The organism is Alkalidesulfovibrio alkalitolerans DSM 16529 (assembly GCF_000422245.1).
GTDB classification, from domain to species: Bacteria; Desulfobacterota; Desulfovibrionia; order Desulfovibrionales; family Desulfovibrionaceae; genus Alkalidesulfovibrio; species Alkalidesulfovibrio alkalitolerans.
The window spans coordinates 111,591-127,517 of sequence record NZ_ATHI01000028.1 but is presented as its reverse complement, the minus strand read 5'-3'; the positions used below and the strand labels follow the sequence as shown (position 1 = coordinate 127,517).

Annotated in this window: 18 protein-coding genes; 6 read left to right on the top strand and 12 right to left on the bottom strand. The window is 64.3% G+C overall.

Going from position 1 to position 15,927, the window contains the following annotated elements:
* The first annotated feature begins 10 nt into the window (after nucleotides 1-10).
* Complete coding sequence (locus tag DSAT_RS11095) at nucleotides 11-385, top strand: hypothetical protein (RefSeq protein ID WP_020887610.1); 375 nt, start codon at nucleotides 11-13, stop codon at nucleotides 383-385.
* Nucleotides 386-530: 145 nt separating this feature from the next.
* Here DSAT_RS11095 and miaA read toward each other — a convergent pair whose 3' ends face one another.
* The 4 genes from miaA to DSAT_RS11075 are packed head-to-tail and all read right to left on the bottom strand — an operon-like array spanning nucleotide 531 to nucleotide 4,123.
* Nucleotides 531-1,451, bottom strand: coding sequence for a tRNA (adenosine(37)-N6)-dimethylallyltransferase MiaA (gene miaA, locus DSAT_RS11090; protein ID WP_020887609.1), 921 nt, complete (start codon nucleotides 1,449-1,451; stop codon nucleotides 531-533).
* The gene (gene coaD / locus DSAT_RS11085; protein ID WP_020887608.1) at nucleotides 1,448-1,948 is read right to left on the bottom strand and encodes a pantetheine-phosphate adenylyltransferase; all 501 of its coding nucleotides are present in this window, start codon (nucleotides 1,946-1,948) and stop codon (nucleotides 1,448-1,450) included. Before coaD ends, miaA begins: the two co-directional genes overlap by 4 nt.
* A complete protein-coding gene (gene rsmD / locus DSAT_RS11080; RefSeq protein ID WP_020887607.1) occupies nucleotides 1,945-2,511 on the bottom strand; it encodes a 16S rRNA (guanine(966)-N(2))-methyltransferase RsmD in 567 nt (188 codons plus the stop codon). Before rsmD ends, coaD begins: the two co-directional genes overlap by 4 nt.
* A 4-nt stretch (nucleotides 2,512-2,515) precedes the next feature.
* Nucleotides 2,516-4,123: an MBL fold metallo-hydrolase RNA specificity domain-containing protein gene (locus DSAT_RS11075; RefSeq protein WP_020887606.1), complete on the bottom strand. Its 1,608-nt coding sequence runs from the start codon at nucleotides 4,121-4,123 to the stop codon at nucleotides 2,516-2,518.
* Nucleotides 4,124-4,246: 123 nt separating this feature from the next.
* Here DSAT_RS11075 and DSAT_RS11070 point away from each other — a divergent pair, with 123 nt between their 5' ends.
* The 4 genes from DSAT_RS11070 (at nucleotide 4,247) to DSAT_RS11055 (ending at nucleotide 7,409) form a co-directional block, all read left to right on the top strand.
* Nucleotides 4,247-4,906, top strand: a complete 660-nt coding sequence (locus DSAT_RS11070) for an LOG family protein (protein ID WP_020887605.1) — start codon at nucleotides 4,247-4,249, stop codon at nucleotides 4,904-4,906.
* Nucleotides 4,906-5,793: a DMT family transporter gene (locus tag DSAT_RS11065; protein ID WP_020887604.1), complete on the top strand. Its 888-nt coding sequence runs from the start codon at nucleotides 4,906-4,908 to the stop codon at nucleotides 5,791-5,793. The genes DSAT_RS11070 and DSAT_RS11065 overlap by 1 nt, the downstream gene beginning before the upstream one ends.
* 72 nt (nucleotides 5,794-5,865) lie before the next feature.
* The gene (locus DSAT_RS11060; RefSeq protein WP_020887603.1) at nucleotides 5,866-6,777 is read left to right on the top strand and encodes a phosphoglycerate dehydrogenase; all 912 of its coding nucleotides are present in this window, start codon (nucleotides 5,866-5,868) and stop codon (nucleotides 6,775-6,777) included.
* Nucleotides 6,774-7,409 carry an HAD family hydrolase gene (locus DSAT_RS11055; protein ID WP_020887602.1) on the top strand — a complete coding sequence of 212 codons (636 nt, stop codon included), beginning with the start codon at nucleotides 6,774-6,776 and terminating at the stop codon, nucleotides 7,407-7,409. The genes DSAT_RS11060 and DSAT_RS11055 overlap by 4 nt, the downstream gene beginning before the upstream one ends.
* An 11-nt stretch (nucleotides 7,410-7,420) precedes the next feature.
* Here the strand turns inward: DSAT_RS11055 and DSAT_RS11050 are convergent, their stop codons facing one another.
* From DSAT_RS11050 to DSAT_RS11015, 8 genes are read right to left on the bottom strand one after another with little or no spacing between them, the layout of a single operon-like run.
* Nucleotides 7,421-9,004 carry a hypothetical protein gene (locus tag DSAT_RS11050; protein WP_235695948.1) on the bottom strand — a complete coding sequence of 528 codons (1,584 nt, stop codon included), beginning with the start codon at nucleotides 9,002-9,004 and terminating at the stop codon, nucleotides 7,421-7,423.
* Nucleotides 9,005-9,033: 29 nt separating this feature from the next.
* Nucleotides 9,034-9,804 (bottom strand): 3-deoxy-manno-octulosonate cytidylyltransferase, encoded by a 771-nt coding sequence (locus tag DSAT_RS11045; protein WP_020887600.1) that lies wholly within the window; start codon nucleotides 9,802-9,804, stop codon nucleotides 9,034-9,036.
* Between the two features lie 19 nt (nucleotides 9,805-9,823).
* Nucleotides 9,824-10,594: an HpcH/HpaI aldolase family protein gene (locus DSAT_RS11040; RefSeq protein WP_020887599.1), complete on the bottom strand. Its 771-nt coding sequence runs from the start codon at nucleotides 10,592-10,594 to the stop codon at nucleotides 9,824-9,826.
* A 2-nt stretch (nucleotides 10,595-10,596) separates the two neighbouring features.
* The gene (locus DSAT_RS11035; RefSeq protein WP_020887598.1) at nucleotides 10,597-11,589 is read right to left on the bottom strand and encodes a glycosyltransferase family 4 protein; all 993 of its coding nucleotides are present in this window, start codon (nucleotides 11,587-11,589) and stop codon (nucleotides 10,597-10,599) included.
* 18 nt (nucleotides 11,590-11,607) lie between these two features.
* Nucleotides 11,608-11,850: a hypothetical protein gene (locus DSAT_RS11030; RefSeq protein WP_020887597.1), complete on the bottom strand. Its 243-nt coding sequence runs from the start codon at nucleotides 11,848-11,850 to the stop codon at nucleotides 11,608-11,610.
* Nucleotides 11,847-13,394 (bottom strand): 2,3-bisphosphoglycerate-independent phosphoglycerate mutase, encoded by a 1,548-nt coding sequence (gene gpmI / locus DSAT_RS11025; protein WP_020887596.1) that lies wholly within the window; start codon nucleotides 13,392-13,394, stop codon nucleotides 11,847-11,849. The genes DSAT_RS11030 and gpmI overlap by 4 nt, the downstream gene beginning before the upstream one ends.
* Nucleotides 13,378-13,788, bottom strand: a complete 411-nt coding sequence (gene rsfS / locus DSAT_RS11020) for a ribosome silencing factor (protein WP_020887595.1) — start codon at nucleotides 13,786-13,788, stop codon at nucleotides 13,378-13,380. Before rsfS ends, gpmI begins: the two co-directional genes overlap by 17 nt.
* Before the next feature lie 32 nt (nucleotides 13,789-13,820).
* A complete protein-coding gene (locus DSAT_RS11015; RefSeq protein ID WP_040371174.1) occupies nucleotides 13,821-14,447 on the bottom strand; it encodes a nitroreductase family protein in 627 nt (208 codons plus the stop codon).
* A 153-nt stretch (nucleotides 14,448-14,600) separates the two neighbouring features.
* Between DSAT_RS11015 and serB the strand changes: the two genes are divergently transcribed.
* Nucleotides 14,601-15,815 (top strand): phosphoserine phosphatase SerB, encoded by a 1,215-nt coding sequence (serB, locus tag DSAT_RS11010; RefSeq protein WP_020887593.1) that lies wholly within the window; start codon nucleotides 14,601-14,603, stop codon nucleotides 15,813-15,815.
* Nucleotides 15,816-15,927 lie beyond the last annotated feature (112 nt).

Below are 15,927 nucleotides of genomic sequence, written 5' to 3'. Positions count from 1 at the left end.
GGGCACACATATGGGAGACACGACCCACACCGTTCAAGACGCGACGCCGAGCCGTTCCAGCCGTGACATTGCCGCTGCGGCTCTGCTGCTGGCCTTTTTGGCGCTGGCCACGGCCGGCGCGGTATTCTTTACACTGAAGAGCAACAACGGTCAGTTGCTGGAGGCGACCTCGGCCCTTGAAAAGCGCATCTCCGCATATGACGAGCGCCTCGCCGTCGTGGAAGCGTTGCCGGAGACCTTGCGCAGACAGGCTGCTCTGGCCACAGTCGAGGAAATGTCCTTGCGCGCCCGCCTGCTGACCGACCAGGCCGAAGGCGAGGAGAAGGAAAAGCTGGACCGCCTGAACACGATGCTGGAAGAAATCAAGCAGGTCTACGTCGAGTAGTTCGACCTGCCTTACACGCATCCGCGGAGCACCACCGGGTGCCACCGGAAAGAAACAGGCCCTGCGCGTAGTGAACGCACAGGGCCTGTTTCGCGTGCGGCGCGGATTTCACGTCAGCGGCCGCATCGAGGACACGTCTTCGAGATCATCCCGTCTCGAGCCAGTCGGCCACCAGCGCCGCCACCGCCTCGTGCTCGGAGGGGCTGAACCAGTGAATGTCGGGGTCCCGTTTGAACCAAGTCATCTGCCGCTTGGCGTAGGCTTTTGTGCGCTTGTGCCATAGTGTCTTGGCCTGCTCCAGGTCGAGACGGCCCCGGGCAAGCTCCAGCAACTCATGCGATCCGATACCGCTGAATCCCGGCGCATCGACCTTGGGACATGCCGCGAACGCCTCTTCCATCTCCCGCAGCGCACCAGCGGCGAGCATGGCCTCGATGCGCTCCATGAGGCGCGGCGAGAGTTTCTCCGTGTCCATGGACAAGCCGATCTTCAACGCATCGAAGCGGGGTGGCGCTCCCTCCTGCTGGTGGAAACTGGAAAAGACCCGCCCCGTGCTCTCGAAGACTTCCAAGGCACGAGTGATGCGCTGCCGGTCGTTGTGATGGATTTTGGCCGCGTAATCGGGATCGATCTGGCTTAGGAAATCATACATCGTGCGCGCGCCAAGCGCCTCCCAGCCCGCCTGAATTTGCTGCCGGACCACGTCGGGAACGTCGGGGATGGACGCGAGGCCGTACAAAAGCGCGTCGAGATACAGCCCCGTTCCGCCGACCAAAAGCGGCAAAAGGCCCTGTCCGGTGAATTCCGTCATGGCCTGCTCGGCCAAAACGGTGAACGTACCCGCGCTCATGGCCTGGCAGGGGTCGATGATCGCGTAGAGCCGATGCGGACATTTCGCCTGCTCCTCGGCCGTGGGCTGCGCCGTGACGATGCCAAGCCCCCGGTAGACCTGACGGGAGTCCGTGTTGATCACCCCGCCGCCGAACCGTTCGGCCAGATGCAGCGCGAGCCCGGTCTTGCCGACGCCAGTGGGGCCGAGGATGCAGACCGCGCGAGGCAGGGTCACGAGCGGCCCGCCGCGTCGAGTTCGGCGAAACGCGCATAAAGATGCGGCACGATCGCGTCGGGGATCATGCCCTTGATATTCGCGCCGTGTTTGGCCGCTTCCTTGACGATGGTCGAGGAGAGGTACATCCACTTGTAGTCGGTCATCAGAAAGACAGTCTGGATATCGCGGTTCAATCTACGGTTCATGAGCGCCATCTGAAACTCGTACTCGAAGTCCGAGACCGCTCGCAGCCCCCGCAGGATGACGCCCGCACCCTTGCGATCGACGTAGTTGACGAGCAGGCCCGCGAAATCCTCCACCTCGACGCCCTTGTCGAAGGCGAAGACCTCGCGCGCCATGGCCACCCTTTCCTCGATTGTGAAGAGAGGCTTCTTGGTTGTGTCGCGCGCCACGGCCACGATGATCCGATCAAAAACGCTGCACGCGCGCCTGACAAGGCTGACATGTCCGTTGGTCAGGGGATCGAAGGTGCCGGGGTAGATTGCTGTGGTCATTGTTCTCTCCGCCAGACGAGTATGCGGGTTTGTCCGTAGTCCCTGTCGGCCAGAAGTTCAAGTCCCGGCGCCACGCTTTGTGCATCGAACTCAAGCCCGGCCTCGACCTCCGCGACCAGGAGGCCGCCCTGCGCGAGCCAGCCTCCGGCGCGCAAGCGCGCGAGGGTGGGTGCAAGCAGCCCCTGGCCGTAGGGCGGATCGACGAAGACGAGCCCAAACGGCTCGCGGCAAGAGCCTGCCAGGGCCTTGCCCGCGTCCTCGGCCGACACGGCGAAACGTTTGCGTCCCACGCCGAGTTCGCGCAGGTTCTCGCGGATCAACCCGGCCGCCGCACGGCTCTTCTCGATGAACCTGCAAAAGACCGCGCCGCGCGAGAGGCATTCGATACCCAGGCTGCCCGATCCGGCGAACACGTCCAGAACGCGCAGGTCCGCAAAGACGAGCCCGCGCGCCGCAAGCATGCTGAACAGGGCCTCGCGCACCTTGCCGGTAGCCGGGCGATAGCCCGGCCCCTCTCCCGTTGCGATCCGCCTGCCCCTGAAGCTGCCGCCCGTTATGCGCATGACCTCAGTTCTCCGAAACGAGTTCCATCAAGGCGCGGTGCGCGTCCAAAAGCCGGTCGCGCATTTCGGTCTGGTCCACCCACGGCTTGGCCTGCACATCGCCAAGCTTGCCTTTGAAGCCCTCAAGCAGGCGCTCCGTCTCCCCAACCAGATAACCCCAGTCGATGCGGGGTCGGGCGCGCTCGGGATGCAGCTGAATGGCGGGAGCCTTGCCGGGCTTGAGTTCAACCTCTTCCAGATAGTCGGGAACGTGCACCGTCAGACCGTACCGCTCGCGGATCATCTCGGAAAGGATGGTCTGCGCCTTTTGCTCGCCATGCACCAAGAACACTTCCATGCCTGGATTGTCGAAGTTGCCAATCCATTCCATGATCTGGCTTTGCCCCGCATGGGCGGAGAAGCCGCCAATGGTGAAGACCTTGGCGTGAACAGCCACCTCTTCGCCCAGGAGGCGGATCTTCTTCGCGCCGTCCACGATGTGGCGGCCGGGAGTGCCCTGGGCCTGGAAGCCCACGAAGACGATGCTCGCGCCGTGCCGCCAGAGGTTGTGGCGCAGATGGTGCTTGATGCGACCCGCGTTGCACATGCCGCTGGCCGAAATGACCACGGCCGCACCCTTATGCTCGTTGATGCGCTGGGAATCGGCCGTGCTGCGCGTATAGACGAGGTTTGGCAGATCGAACGGGCTGTCGCCGTTCTGCATCAATTCACGCACCTCGTCGTCCATGTATTCGGGGTGCTTCTTGAATATCTCGGTTGCCCGGATCGCCAAGGGGCTGTCCAAAAAGACCGGCATCTCCTTGGGCAGCTTGCCCTCCTTGGCGAGCAGCCACAGCGTATAGATGATCTCCTGGCTGCGCTCAACGGCAAAGGCCGGGATGATGCACTTCTCGCGGTTCTTGTAAGCGTGGGCAATGGCCGCCGCCAATTCGTCGCGGCTGTTTTCCTCGTTCTTGTGGTCGCGGTCGCCATAGGTGGATTCCACGAAGAGATAATCCGCGCTGCGGGCCACTTCGGGATCGCTGACGAGCAGTTGGTTGGGACGGCCCAGGTCGCCCGAGAAGACCAGCGAGGTGCTGGAACCGTTGTTGACGGCAGTGACGTTGATGAAGGCGGAGCCCAGGATGTGGCCCGCGTCGCGGTACAGCACCTTGACGCCCGCCGCGGGTTCGAACTCGGCGTTGTATGCGACCGGCTTGATGAGCGGCAGAGTGCGGGTCACGTCGTCCTTGGTGTAGAGGGCCTCCACGGGCGGACGGCCGTGACGCAGTCGCTTCTTGTTTTCCCATTCAGCCTCCATCTCCTGGATGTGCGCGCTGTCGAGCAGCATGATCTCCAGCAGATCGGCGGTGGGTGGCGTGCAGTAGATAGGCCCCTTGAAGCCGTGCTTGACCAGCCTGGGCAAAAGCCCCGTATGGTCGATATGTGCATGGGTCACGAGCACGAACTCGATCTTCTCTGGCTCGTAGGGCGCCATGTCTCGGTTGCGTTTCTCGATATCCCTGTTGCCTTGATGCATGCCGCAATCAACGGCGAACCTGACTCCCCCCGCCTCGACGACGTAGCACGATCCCGTGACGGTCCGCGAGGCCCCCAAAAAATTTATCTTCACGCGCATCTCCTTTGACAAAACCACGCCGGACAAGTCCCGCGCGGCCGAATCTGCGGTGTTTACACCGCGACCGGCCGGGGGTAAACACCTCGGGCACGACACGAACCCGCCAAGGAGGTCTTTATGCAAGATTCCCGTCAATTCGTTATCGACAATCTCTCCACCAAGGAATCCTGGCGGCTGTTCCGCATCATGGCCGAAATCGTGGCTGGATTCGAAGACATGAACGACGTGGGGCCTGCCGTGTCCATCTTCGGATCGGCCCGTTCCAAAGAAGGCGACCAAGATTACGAAATGGCCAGAAAGCTCGCTAGGCTCCTCTCGGAGGCGGGCTACGACATCATCACCGGCGGCGGCCCAGGCCTGATGGAGGCTGCCAACAGGGGTGCGAAGGAGGGCGGCAAGGGCCGCTCCATCGGCCTGCACATTGAACTGCCGCACGAGCAGAAAAGCAACGACTACCTCGATCTGCGCGTCGATTTCCGCTACTTCTTCGTGCGCAAGGTCGTCTTCGTGAAGTACGCCATGGCCTACATCGCCCTTCCCGGCGGTTTCGGCACCCTGGACGAAGTCATCGAGGCTCTGGTGCTCATCCAGACCAAGCGCATCAAACCGTTCCCCGTCATCCTCATCGGCCGCGAATTCTGGGGCGGCATGGTGGAATGGTTCACCAAAGCGCTTCTCGACAAAGGCTTCATCGCTCCAGACGACATGGAACTGTTCACCATCATGGACACCCCTGAGCAGGCCGTCTCCTACATCAAGAGACACGTCATCGTCTGATGCGAAACCAGCGCAAGGCCATGGGCTTCGGCCTGGTCACGGTGCTCCTGTGGTCCACCGTGGCCTCGGCCTTCAAACTGTCGTTGGCGCACCTGGACGTGGCCCAACTCGTGCTGTGGTCATCCGTGACCTCGGCGCTGGTGATGCTCGCGGTGCTCGCGGCGCGCGGACGCCTCGGGCTGCTGTTCGCCTGCACGCCCCGCGAGTACCTGCGCTCCCTTGGCCTCGGGCTGCTCAATCCCTTCCTCTATTACCTCGTCCTGCTCACGGCCTACGACCTTTTGCCAGCCCAGGAAGCCCAGCCCCTCAACTACACCTGGGCCATCACCCTGACCATCCTCTCCGTGCCCATCCTGGGCCAGACCCTGTCCTTCCGCGACCTGGCGGCGACCTGCGTGTGCTGGTTCGGGGTGCTCGTCATCTCCACGCGCGGCGACCTGCTGGGCCTTGAGTTCGCAAGCCCCCTGGGCGTGGCCCTGGCGCTTGGCAGCACCGTCGTCTGGTCGCTCTACTGGCTGCTCGCGGCCAAGGACAAGCGCGACCCCGTGGTCGGTCTCGCGCTCAGCGTGCTTTTCTCCCTGCCCTTCTCCCTGGGCCTCGCCCTGTACGTCTCCTCGCCCTGGCCCGCCGATCCGGCCGGTCTTCTCGGAGCCGCCTACGTCGGTGTCTTCGAGATGGGGATCACCTTCATCACCTGGCTCGCGGCCCTGCGCTACGCCGAAAACACCTCGCGCGTGGGCAACCTGATCTTCATCTCGCCAATCATCTCGCTGTTCTTCATCCGCTTCGTGGTCGGCGAGGCCATCCTGCCCTCGACGATCGCGGGGCTGTTGTGCATTCTCGGCGGTCTCGCGCTGCAACAACTCGGCCGCCGGGCGCGCCTGTGACGGACACGGGCGCGACGGTTTGCAGAAGGCCCTTTTTCCTGTACCACTGACCGGCATTCAAACGGAACAATCATGCGCATCGCCATCACCACGTCCAGCTTCGCCCAGTTCGACCGCGACCCCCTCGCCCTCATCGAGCGGGCGGGCTTTTCCTTCGTGCTCAACCCCCACGGCCGAAAGCTCACGCGCGAGGAGACGATCTCCCTGTGCGCGGACTGCCAGGGCATCGTCGCGGGCACGGAAACCTACGACGCCGAGGTGCTCGACCGGCTCCCGGAACTCAAGGCCCTATCCCGCTGCGGCGTGGGTATGGACAGCGTAAACCAGGAGGTCTGCGCCGCCCGGGGCATAGCTGTGCGCAACACGCCTCTTGGTCCCACGCGCGCCGTGGCCGAGCTCGTGGCCGGACTGATCCTGGACATGCTGCGCAACATAAGCCGCATGGACCGGGAACTGCGCGGCGGAACGTGGAAAAAGCGCATGGGCAGCCTGCTTGAGGGCAAGAAAGTGGGCATCGTGGGCTACGGCCGCATCGGCCGGGCCACGGGCGATCTTCTGGAACGCCTGGGCGCGCGGGTGGCCTTTTCCGACCCCTTCGTGCGCGAGGCAGACCGCGAGCGCATGGAGTTACCCGACCTCCTGGCCTGGGCGGACATAATCAGCCTGCACTGCTCAAAGACCGCCGAGGCCTGTCATCTCCTGGACGGCGCCATGCTCTCCCTGATGCGGCCCGGCTCCTGGCTGGTCAACGCCGGGCGCGGCGGGCTCGTGGACGAGGAGGCCCTGGCCGGGCTCCTGCGCTCGGGCCATCTTGCGGGCGCGGCCATCGACTGCTTCGAGAAGGAACCCTACACCGGGCCGCTTCGCGAGATCGAAACCGCGATCCTGACCCCGCACATCGGCTCCTACGCGCGCGAAGGCCGCATCCGGATGGAGATCGACGCGGTGCGGAACCTGCTCGACGCGCTGGGAGTTTCCGCATGATCGAATGCGTGGTGCTCGACTGCGACGGAGTGATCCTCGAAACCGTCGAACTGAAGACCGAGGCCTTCGCCAAGAGCGCACGACACCTGGGGCCTGAGGCCGTGAGGACGCTCATCGACTTCCACCGCGCCCACGGCGGCGTGAGTCGCTACGAAAAGTACCGCCACCTGTGGCGCGAGGTCTTCGGGCGCGAAATCAGCGACGCGGAAATGGCGGACATGGTCGATCGCTTCATCGCGGCGGCGGCCGACGCCCTGGTCGAATGCCCGCTTGTGCCCGGCGTGCTCGACTTCCTGAACGAGTGGTCCGCACGGCTGCCCCTCTACGTGGCATCTGGCGCGCCGGACGAGGAATTAAAGTACATCCTGAAAGTGAAGAACCTTTCGTCCCACTTCAAGGGCATCCACGGCTCGCCCACGCCCAAGGCCGAACTCCTGGCCGCCATCGTGGCTTGCGAGGGCGTAGCCCCGGAACGCACGCTCATGGTCGGCGACTCGGGCACGGATCTCGACGCCGCCCGACGCGTGGGCACGCTCTTCTACGGCCGCGGCCCCTTCCCGCCTCCCCTGCCCTGGGGCGAGGATCTGCGTGGACTCTCCGCCTTCGTAGCCGAGCACGCCGCACCGGACTGAGGCCACACCGATCAGACGCGGTTCGGCATCCTAGAAAGGACGTGGCGCTCCAGCACTTCGGTCAATGGGGTGTCGTTGAACAGGTAGCGGTAGTCCATGTTCCGCTCGGTCAACTCCTCCGGCTTGATGTCCTCCAATTCGTCCAGGCGCACACGCCGGGCAAAGCCGTCCTTGATCATGTCGTCCAGCAGCCTGAATTCCGTTTCGAACACCCAGGTTTCCTTGCCGTACGGCAGCAGATCGAAAAGCAAGGTGGTCATGGCCCCGGCCACGACATTGATTTCAGCCATCAACTCGTCAGTTATTTCAAATACCTGGACAATTCGAGACCGATATTCCGGCGGAAGGCAATAGCTGTCGAGTTGGCGAAGGGGCCTCTCATCGGGTTTGAACTTGAAGAACACCGTGTAGCCAAGATCGATCAACTTTTGGATATACCGACCTATGAGCTGCGTATTGCCCCAGAATTCGTACGGTATGAGAATGTTCCGGGGCGAGAAGCGGGGGGATTCCAGACGACGATAGCCGTAGCTGTGCTTGTTCGCTCCTTGCAGGAAGTAGCCCTCGGGGAAAACGCGGCTGTGACGGCGGATGGCCGCCTCCCAGTAGGCCCCCCAGACGATGACGTTATCGAACCACTGATACTCGCCCGGCTCCCAGCCTTCCATGACATAGCCCGCCTGACGCCGGGCGTACATGCCCAGTTGGTAGCCAACGCTCGGAATACCGAGTTCCTTGCAGGCAAAAAGAATGGGGTAGACCTCATTGGCATCGTCGATACCGAAATAGACATCGGGCCGCAGGCTGGCCAAATGCTGCTTGTGCGATTCGAATTCCCGCACGGCCGACGACATGGTTTCCTCGATGGAACGGATGACGGCGGCATAAAAATCGCGCGTCAGGGGAGGAAAGGCGGAGAGGTCGTATTCGTTGTGAAAGATCGGCTCGCCCGGCACTGCCCGGTGCAGGAAATAGACGGGATGCGGCTGGACGTCCGCTTCCTTCAGGAGTTTGGCGCTGGGGGAATAATTGAAGACGAGGGGAACCTGTCTCTCCTCGAAGATTTTCAGCATCTCGCGCGTGCGGAAGTCGGAGGGACCGTAACGGTAAAAGAGCAGCCCACCGCGCGTGCGCCCGGCCACGGCGCGGTTGTGCGCCTCGACCTGCGCGGCGAAGGCTTCCTGCTTACGCCTCCTCAGGAGCGCAAAGGGCGGATGCATAAGGTCCCAGATGCGGCCAAAATTGAGCTTGTTGATGACCACCGGCCGGGTGCCGTTTTTATGCAAGCGCTCGATCAGTGGTCCATACTGAACGAAGCGGAACATACACCGCCAGAACAGGAAATTGACGCGAGAGGAAAGCCAGTTGAATCCCAAATGCCAATAGTTGTCTCGCAGCCGCTTGCCATTCGTGGCGCGCAGTTCGTAAAATGCGAAAAGATGGCTGAGGGCGGCTTCCAGATCGTTGTCCGGGAAGTACTTCTCGCGGCCGCGCAGACCACGCAATTCCAGGATGCCGCTGCTGCCTTCGGTTATGATAATCGGTAACATTTCTCCAGTCCCAGGGATATCCAAATTGATGTCCGCCCTGACCACGAAAGCGGACGTCGATTTTATCGCAACGGTTACGGATAGTCTTTCCGCAGCGGATCGTCGCGCATCAGTTCCTTGACCAGTTCGAGATCGGCGGGCGTGTCAACGCTCTTGGTGCGCACGGCGGTGTACACCATGCGCACGGGCTTGCCGTTCTCCAAAAGGCGCATCATGTCCACGGACTCGATGCGTTCAAGCGGCGTCTCGGGCATGGCGTTGAACTCGATCAGGGCCGTGCGGCGGAAGGGGATGATGCAGACCTGCTTGCGCATGGGCACGTTCAGGACGCCCTTCTTGCGCGAGGGGATGGGCTCGCGCGAGAAATAGAGCGCGTTGCCTGAAAGATCCGTGACGACCTTGACCTCGTTGGGGTCCTCGAACTCCGCGACGCTCGAAAGATCGGCCATCAGGTTGACCACGCCGCAGGAAGGGTCGTCCAGCATGGGAGAAACTGCCGCGCGGATCATGTCCGGCGTGACCATGGGCTCGTCGCCCTGGACCATGACCACGATGTCCACGTCCTCGCCGAGCTGCGCCTCGATCTTCTGCATGCACTCGGCCGTGCGGTCGGTGCAACGCTCGTGCGTGTCCAGGGTCATCACCGCCTTTCCGCCCACGGATTCGACCCACTCGGCGATCTCGCGGTCGCAGGTGGCGACCACGGTCTCGTCCAGAAGCTCGCACATGCGGGTGCGGAAATAGACGTGGCCCACCATGGGCAGGCCGTGGATATCGGCCATGGGTTTGCCCGGAAAACGAGAAGACCCCATGCGGGCCGGTATGACTGCGACGATCTTGCCCATTGCGGCGTGCTCCCGTGTCCTATTTCTTCATGTGTTGGTTGAAAGTCGCCACACCCTGGCGCGAACTCGCGTCCAGCATGCGGATGTCCAGGCTGTAGGCCACGAAACGATAGCCCTGGGCCAGACGGCGGGCGAACGTCTCCGGGTCGGGCTCTACCACGTGGATGCCCGGAGCCTTGCCCGAAAACGGCCCCTTGGCCTCGATCTCGGCCAGGGCCGCCTGAACCTCGGGCCGGTCGAACTCGCCGGGGAAGCCGAGCGAGGCCGAGAGGTCGTAGGGTCCCACAATGTAGCCGTCCACGCCGTCCACGGCCAGGATGGATTCGAGATTGCGCACGGCCTCGATGTGCTCGATCTGCACGATGCACACCGATTCCTCGGCCAGCCAGCGCTTGTATTCGGGAAAGCTCGCGCCGTAGCCCTGGGCGCGGAAAAGGCCCACGCCCCGCGTGCCGCGCGGCGGATAGTGCATGGCGGCCACTGCGGCCCTAGCCTGCTCCGCGTTCAAGACCATGGGCACGATGATGCCCTGCGCCCCGGCGTCCATGACCCGTTTGATCTGTATGGGATCGTTGTCCGAAAGGCGGACCAACGGCGTGGCCCCGGCCAGGGACGCGGCGCGCATGAGTTCCGCGCACTCCGAAAGCGTAAGCGAGGCGTGTTCGAGGTCGCAGGCCAGCCAGTCGTAGCCCGCGCGGGCCATGATCTCGGCGATGGCCGGGCTCGGCAGGGTCAGCCAGGAACCGAGCGCCGAACCGCCCGAAGTCAGTATTTTCTTGAGAGACGCCATGTTCATGCCTCCGTGAATCCAAGGATGGTGAAGAGTCTTTGGGCCGAGGCGGCCAGGGAAAAACGGGCCACGACCGCCTCGCGCGCGGCCAGCGCCATGTCCGCGCGGCGCGCGGGATCGTCCAGCAAAAGCGCCACGGCCTCGCGCCACTCGCCGGGCTCGCGGACCAGGAAACCCGTGCGGCCGTGCTCCACGATCTCTCGGTTGAAGCCCACGTCCGAGGCCACGGGCACCGCACCGCAGGCCATGTACTGCAAGAGCTTGAAGCCGCACTTGCCGCGTGTGTACTCGTCGTCGGAAAGCGGCATGAGGCCGATGTCCATGGCCTGAAGCTGCGCGATCTCGCGCGTGGGACTCCAGGCTTCGAAGTCCGCGCCTTCGCCCGCATACGGCTCGTCCGAGACGACGTGCAGGCGCATGCGCTCCGCCAAAGGACGAAGCGCCTCGAAAATCTCGGGCAGGAAAAACTGGTTGCAAGCCGTGCCCATCCAGCCCACCACAGGAAGCCCCGCTCTGTCTCGTCCGCCGGGAACGTAGACGTCGGTGTCGAGCGGCGTGGGCAGTATCTCCACCTTCGCGGCGAATTCCCTGGCCCGTCCGGCCAGGAACGAATTGCCCGCGATGACGAGGTCGGCGCGGCGGCACACGGCCTGAAAGCGCGGCTCCTGTTTGGCGCGTTCGCGCTCGCGCCGGGCCGGGTCCAAGACGTTCGGATGCGAGGTCCAGACCGCGTCATCGAAATCATAGACGAAGCGCCTGCCCACGCGCGCGGCCAAGGCCAGATCCAAGGGATTGAGCAGCTTTTTCTGCAGCACCAGCACGTCGGCGCGCGGCAGGCCGAAAAAGAAGGGGATCCGCGCCAGCGCGCCCTTGGGAATGACCCTGAACGAGGCCTCGATGCCGCGTTCACGCGCCTTGACCACGAACGGCGCGACCCGAAACCGCACCGAGGGGAGCGTCTCGCCCGATTGGGTCAGATACAGGAGGCTTGGCACGGCAATGCGCCTTCGCGGCTACAAAAAGTCGGGATCAATGCCCGCGCTGCCGCCGTGGAGCATGAGCTTTATGTAGCGCACGGTGCGTTCGTCCACGGGCACGATGGGAAATCCCTTGCGGCAGGCGTCGCATTTGGCCACGGCCGGGCTCGTGGGCGATATGACCGGCACCTCCCGGCCGCAGAAGGGGCAGGCGTAGAGGTAGATCAGTTCCAGGCCCGTGGGCTTGACCGGGGTGACGGGCTTTTGCGTCTCGCTCATGCTGCTCCCTTTTCGATCAGGCTCGTTCCGGTCATGGCCTGAGGCTGCGCAAGGCCCAGAATCGCCAGGGCCGTGGGCGCGATGTCGGCCAGCCGTCCGCCCGCGCGCAGGCGCGCCGTCGTCAATCCCTCCCCTGCCAGCAGGAAGGGCACGGGATTGACGCTGTGTGAGGTCTGCGGACCGCCGTCGGGGCCGATCATCTCCTCCGAATTGCCGTGGTCGGCCGTGAGCAGCAGGCAGCCGCCCCGCGCGAGCACGGCCTGGGCGATCTTGTCCACGCAGCCGTCCACCACGCGGCAGGCGGCCATGGCCGCCTCCATGACTCCGGTGTGGCCCACCATGTCCAGGTTGGCCAGGTTGCAGACCACAAGGTCGTACTTGTCCAGGTCCTCGATCAACCGCCGCGTGACCTCCGGGGCGCTCATCTCGGGCTTCAGGTCGTAGGTCGCCACCTCGCGCGGACTCGGCACCAGGATGCGCTCCTCGCCGGGAAAGGGCTCCTCGCGGCCGCAGTTGAGGAAGAAGGTCACGTGGGCGTACTTCTCGGTCTCCGCGATGCGCAGTTGCCTGAGTCCGGCCTCGGCCGCGACCTCGCCCAGGGTCGAGCGCACGTCCTGCGGCCCGAAGGCCACGGCGAGCGGAAAGGAGGCCTCGTAGCGGGTCATGGAGGCGAAGGCCGAAAGAAGCGGCCGTGTTGCGCGCGCAAATCCCTCGAAGTTCGGATCGAAGATGCTCTGGCTGATCTCGCGCGCCCGGTCCGCCCGGAAGTTGAAGAAGATCAGGGCGTCGCCGTCGCGAAGGCATTGCGGCTTCTGCCCCTCGGCCGCGATGGGCGTGGGCGGGATGAACTCGTCCGACTGGTCCGCGGCGTAGGCCCGGTCGATGGCCGAAAGCGCGTCCGGGGCACGCTCGCCAACTCCCTGCACAAGCATTTCGTAGGCCTTTTGCACACGCTCGAAGCGCTTGTCGCGGTCCATGGCGTAGAAACGGCCGCAGACCGAGGCCACGCTGCCCGCTCCCTCGCGCGCCATGAACTCCAAAAGCCGTTGCATGTAGCCGCGTCCGGCGCGCGGCGCGGTGTCGCGGCCGTCCATGAAGCAGTGAACCAGAGCCTCGACGCCTTCGCGTTTGGCCAGGCGCAGGAGCGCGAAAAGATGCTCGACGTGGCTGTGCACGCCGCCGTCGGAGAGAAGCCCCATCAGGTGAAGTCGCCCGCCAGAGGTCTTGGCCTTAGCTATGGCGTCGAGAAAGGCGGGGTTCTCGTAGAACGAGCCGTCCTCGATGGCTAGGTCGATGCGCGTCATGTCCTGATAGACCACGCGGCCCGCGCCGATGTTCATGTGGCCGACCTCGGAGTTGCCCATGAAGCCGGGCGGCAGGCCCACGTCGAGCCCGGAGCAGGCAAGCTCCGTGTGCGGCCAGCGGGCGAAAAGCTCCTTCACGGCCGCCATGTCCGCGCAGGCCACGGCGTTGCCCCGCCCTTCGGGCGCGATGCCCCAGCCGTCCAGAATGAGGAGGACGAGGGGCCTATGCGTCGCGCTCACCGCACAATCCCTCGGGCAACTCCACCCTCTGCCCTTCGGCCCACAAGCCTTCCAGGTCGTACAGGTCGCGTTTCTCCCCGGTGAAGAGGTGCACGAGCACGTCGTTCAGATCGACGAGTATCCAGGCGCCCTCCTTCTGCCCTTCCATGCCGAGGTATTCGATGTTCGCCTCGGCCGTTTGGTCGAGCACGTGGGCGGCCAGACCCTTGGCGTGGCGGGGGCTGGTGGCCGTTGCCAGGACGAGCATTTCAGCGATGGGGCAGACCCCGGCCACGTCCAGGACCGTCACGTCGGCGGCCTTCTTGTCGCTGAGCCACCGGGCCACGAGCGTGGCCTTCTCGTGCGTGGGGATGTCCAGATACGTGCCTCTCGAATTCTTCTTTTTCTTGACCATCAGGTGTCCGTGCCTTGCATGCCCTCGCGGGTCTATCCGGGCGTTGCGCCGGATTTTCGGGGCGTGGGGTTTTCGGCGACAAGGACCTCGGCCAGGGGCCGCTTGGGCACGTGGTGCCTGTCTTCCTCGTCGCGCCAGTATTTGATCGACCCGCCATGGGCCGCCTCTTCCAAAACGATCGTTTCCGCCGGTTCTCCCAGGGCCACGACCAGCAGCATCTCGAAATTTTCGGGCAGGCCAAGCGTACCGGAGAGCCCCACCTTGTCGCGCACCGAGCCGATCACGCAACCGCCAAGGCCCGCCGCCGTGGCCCCAAGCAGCAGGTTCTGGACCGCGAAGCCGTGGTCGCAGCCGGGCGAAGCGCTCACTAAGCGATCGTGCAGCACGATCACGTAGGCGGACGGCCGCTCGTCCTCGGCAGGCCCTTTCCAGTCCTTGAGATACGCCGCCCAGGCGAGATGCGCGAAGACCTCGGCGCACAGCGAGGGCTCGTTCACGATGACGTACTTGAGGGGTTGCAGGTTCGCGCCCGAGGCCGCGAGCCTGGCCAGGTCAACGAGATCGCGCAACGTCTGCAAGGGCACCTTCCGCTCCCGGCGGAAGCGGCGGCAGCTTCGGGTGCGCGTCACGAGCGAGCGAAAGTGCGGTTCTCCATCCATAATCCCGTTCATCCGCGCGGACTCTAGCCCAATCGCGGACGAGCCGCAATGAGCGCCATGAAATCGACCTCCCTCACAGCGCACGACTGCCCTTTACCGTGGTCGCGATTTGTGGAAGATTCCCCCGGCACGCCGCAAGGAGCCACAGAACAGATGAACGAACTCCTCCTCTTCCAGGTCGCGGGCGAGGACCGCCCCGGCCTGGCCGCCGCGCTCACGGAGCGCATGGCACGCTACGACCTCGAAATCCTGGACATGGGGCAGGCCATCATCCTGGACATGCTCTCCCTGGGCATCCTGGTGCGCGTGCCGAAAAGCTCGGAATCCGCGCCCGTGGTCAAGGATCTGCTCTTCCTGGCCCACGAGTTGGGCATGAACCTGAAGTGCATCCCCGTGACCGAGGACGAATACACCCGCTGGGCGGCGCTGGAAGAGCGGCAACGCCACATCGTGACCCTCATCGGCAGGTCGATCTCCTCCGGCCAGGTGGCCGCGCTGACCCGGGCCCTGCACGAGCACGGCATGAACATCGAGGTCGTGACCAGACTCTCTGGCCGCGCGCCACTGACCCAGGCCGCCGACGCCAAGCCCGCCTGCGTGGAATTCTTCGTTCAAGGCCGCCCTCGCGATCCCGAGGCCCTGCGCGGCGAGTTCCTGCGCATCGCCCAGGAGATGGGCGTGGACATCGCCCTGCAGGAGGACAACGTCTTCCGCCGCAACAGAAGGCTCGTGGCCTTCGACATGGACTCGACCCTGATCCAGGCCGAGGTCATCGACGAGCTGGCCAAGGAAGCCGGGGTGGGCGAGCAGGTCGCGGCCATCACCGAGGCGGCCATGCGCGGCGAGATAGACTTCCAGGAGAGCTTCCGCCGCCGCCTGCGGCTGCTCAAGGGACTGCCCGAAACGGCCCTGGCCCGCGTGGCCGAGCGCATTCCCATGACCGAGGGCGCGGAGCGACTGATAACCAACCTCAAGCGCTTCGGCTACAAGATCGCCATCATCTCCGGCGGCTTCTCCTGGTTCGGCAGGAAGTTGCAGCAACGCCTGGGCATCGACTACCTCTACGCCAACGAACTCGAAGTCCGCGACGGCGCTGTCACGGGCGAGGTGGTCGGCCAGGTGGTTGATGCGGCCAGGAAGGCCGAGATATTGCGCGAGATCGCCGAGCGCGAGCAGATCAGCCTGCAACAGGTCATCGCCGTGGGCGACGGCGCGAACGACCTGCCCATGCTGAACCTCGCGGGCCTTGGCATCGCGTTCCACGCCAAGCCGGTGGTCAAGGCCGGGGCGCGCCAGTCCATCTCCACCCTGGGCCTGGACTCGATCCTCTTCCTGATCGGCCTGCGCGAACGCGACACAATGTCTTAGAACCAGTTTCAAAACTCTCCCCTGCTGCGAACGGCTGCGGAAAACGATGGCGGCACCGGGAAGAAAAAAACGTCCTCGACGTGGCGCTGCCACGCCTCCGGGCGTTTCTCCC

What these genes read in the sequence shown, in the direction of transcription:
- DSAT_RS11095 (WP_020887610.1), top strand. Translation starts at nt 11, where the DNA reads ATGGGAGACACGACCCACACCGTTCAAGACGCGACGCCGAGCCGTTCC.
- coaD (WP_020887608.1), bottom strand. Translation starts at nt 1,948, where the DNA reads ATGACCACAGCAATCTACCCCGGCACCTTCGATCCCCTGACCAACGGA.
- rsmD (WP_020887607.1), bottom strand. Translation starts at nt 2,511, where the DNA reads ATGCGCATAACGGGCGGCAGCTTCAGGGGCAGGCGGATCGCAACGGGA.
- DSAT_RS11070 (WP_020887605.1), top strand. Translation starts at nt 4,247, where the DNA reads ATGCAAGATTCCCGTCAATTCGTTATCGACAATCTCTCCACCAAGGAA.
- DSAT_RS11065 (WP_020887604.1), top strand. Translation starts at nt 4,906, where the DNA reads ATGCGAAACCAGCGCAAGGCCATGGGCTTCGGCCTGGTCACGGTGCTC.
- DSAT_RS11060 (WP_020887603.1), top strand. Translation starts at nt 5,866, where the DNA reads ATGCGCATCGCCATCACCACGTCCAGCTTCGCCCAGTTCGACCGCGAC.
- DSAT_RS11055 (WP_020887602.1), top strand. Translation starts at nt 6,774, where the DNA reads ATGATCGAATGCGTGGTGCTCGACTGCGACGGAGTGATCCTCGAAACC.
- DSAT_RS11045 (WP_020887600.1), bottom strand. Translation starts at nt 9,804, where the DNA reads ATGGGCAAGATCGTCGCAGTCATACCGGCCCGCATGGGGTCTTCTCGT.
- DSAT_RS11040 (WP_020887599.1), bottom strand. Translation starts at nt 10,594, where the DNA reads ATGGCGTCTCTCAAGAAAATACTGACTTCGGGCGGTTCGGCGCTCGGT.
- DSAT_RS11030 (WP_020887597.1), bottom strand. Translation starts at nt 11,850, where the DNA reads ATGAGCGAGACGCAAAAGCCCGTCACCCCGGTCAAGCCCACGGGCCTG.
- rsfS (WP_020887595.1), bottom strand. Translation starts at nt 13,788, where the DNA reads ATGGTCAAGAAAAAGAAGAATTCGAGAGGCACGTATCTGGACATCCCC.
- DSAT_RS11015 (WP_040371174.1), bottom strand. Translation starts at nt 14,447, where the DNA reads ATGGATGGAGAACCGCACTTTCGCTCGCTCGTGACGCGCACCCGAAGC.
- serB (WP_020887593.1), top strand. Translation starts at nt 14,601, where the DNA reads ATGAACGAACTCCTCCTCTTCCAGGTCGCGGGCGAGGACCGCCCCGGC.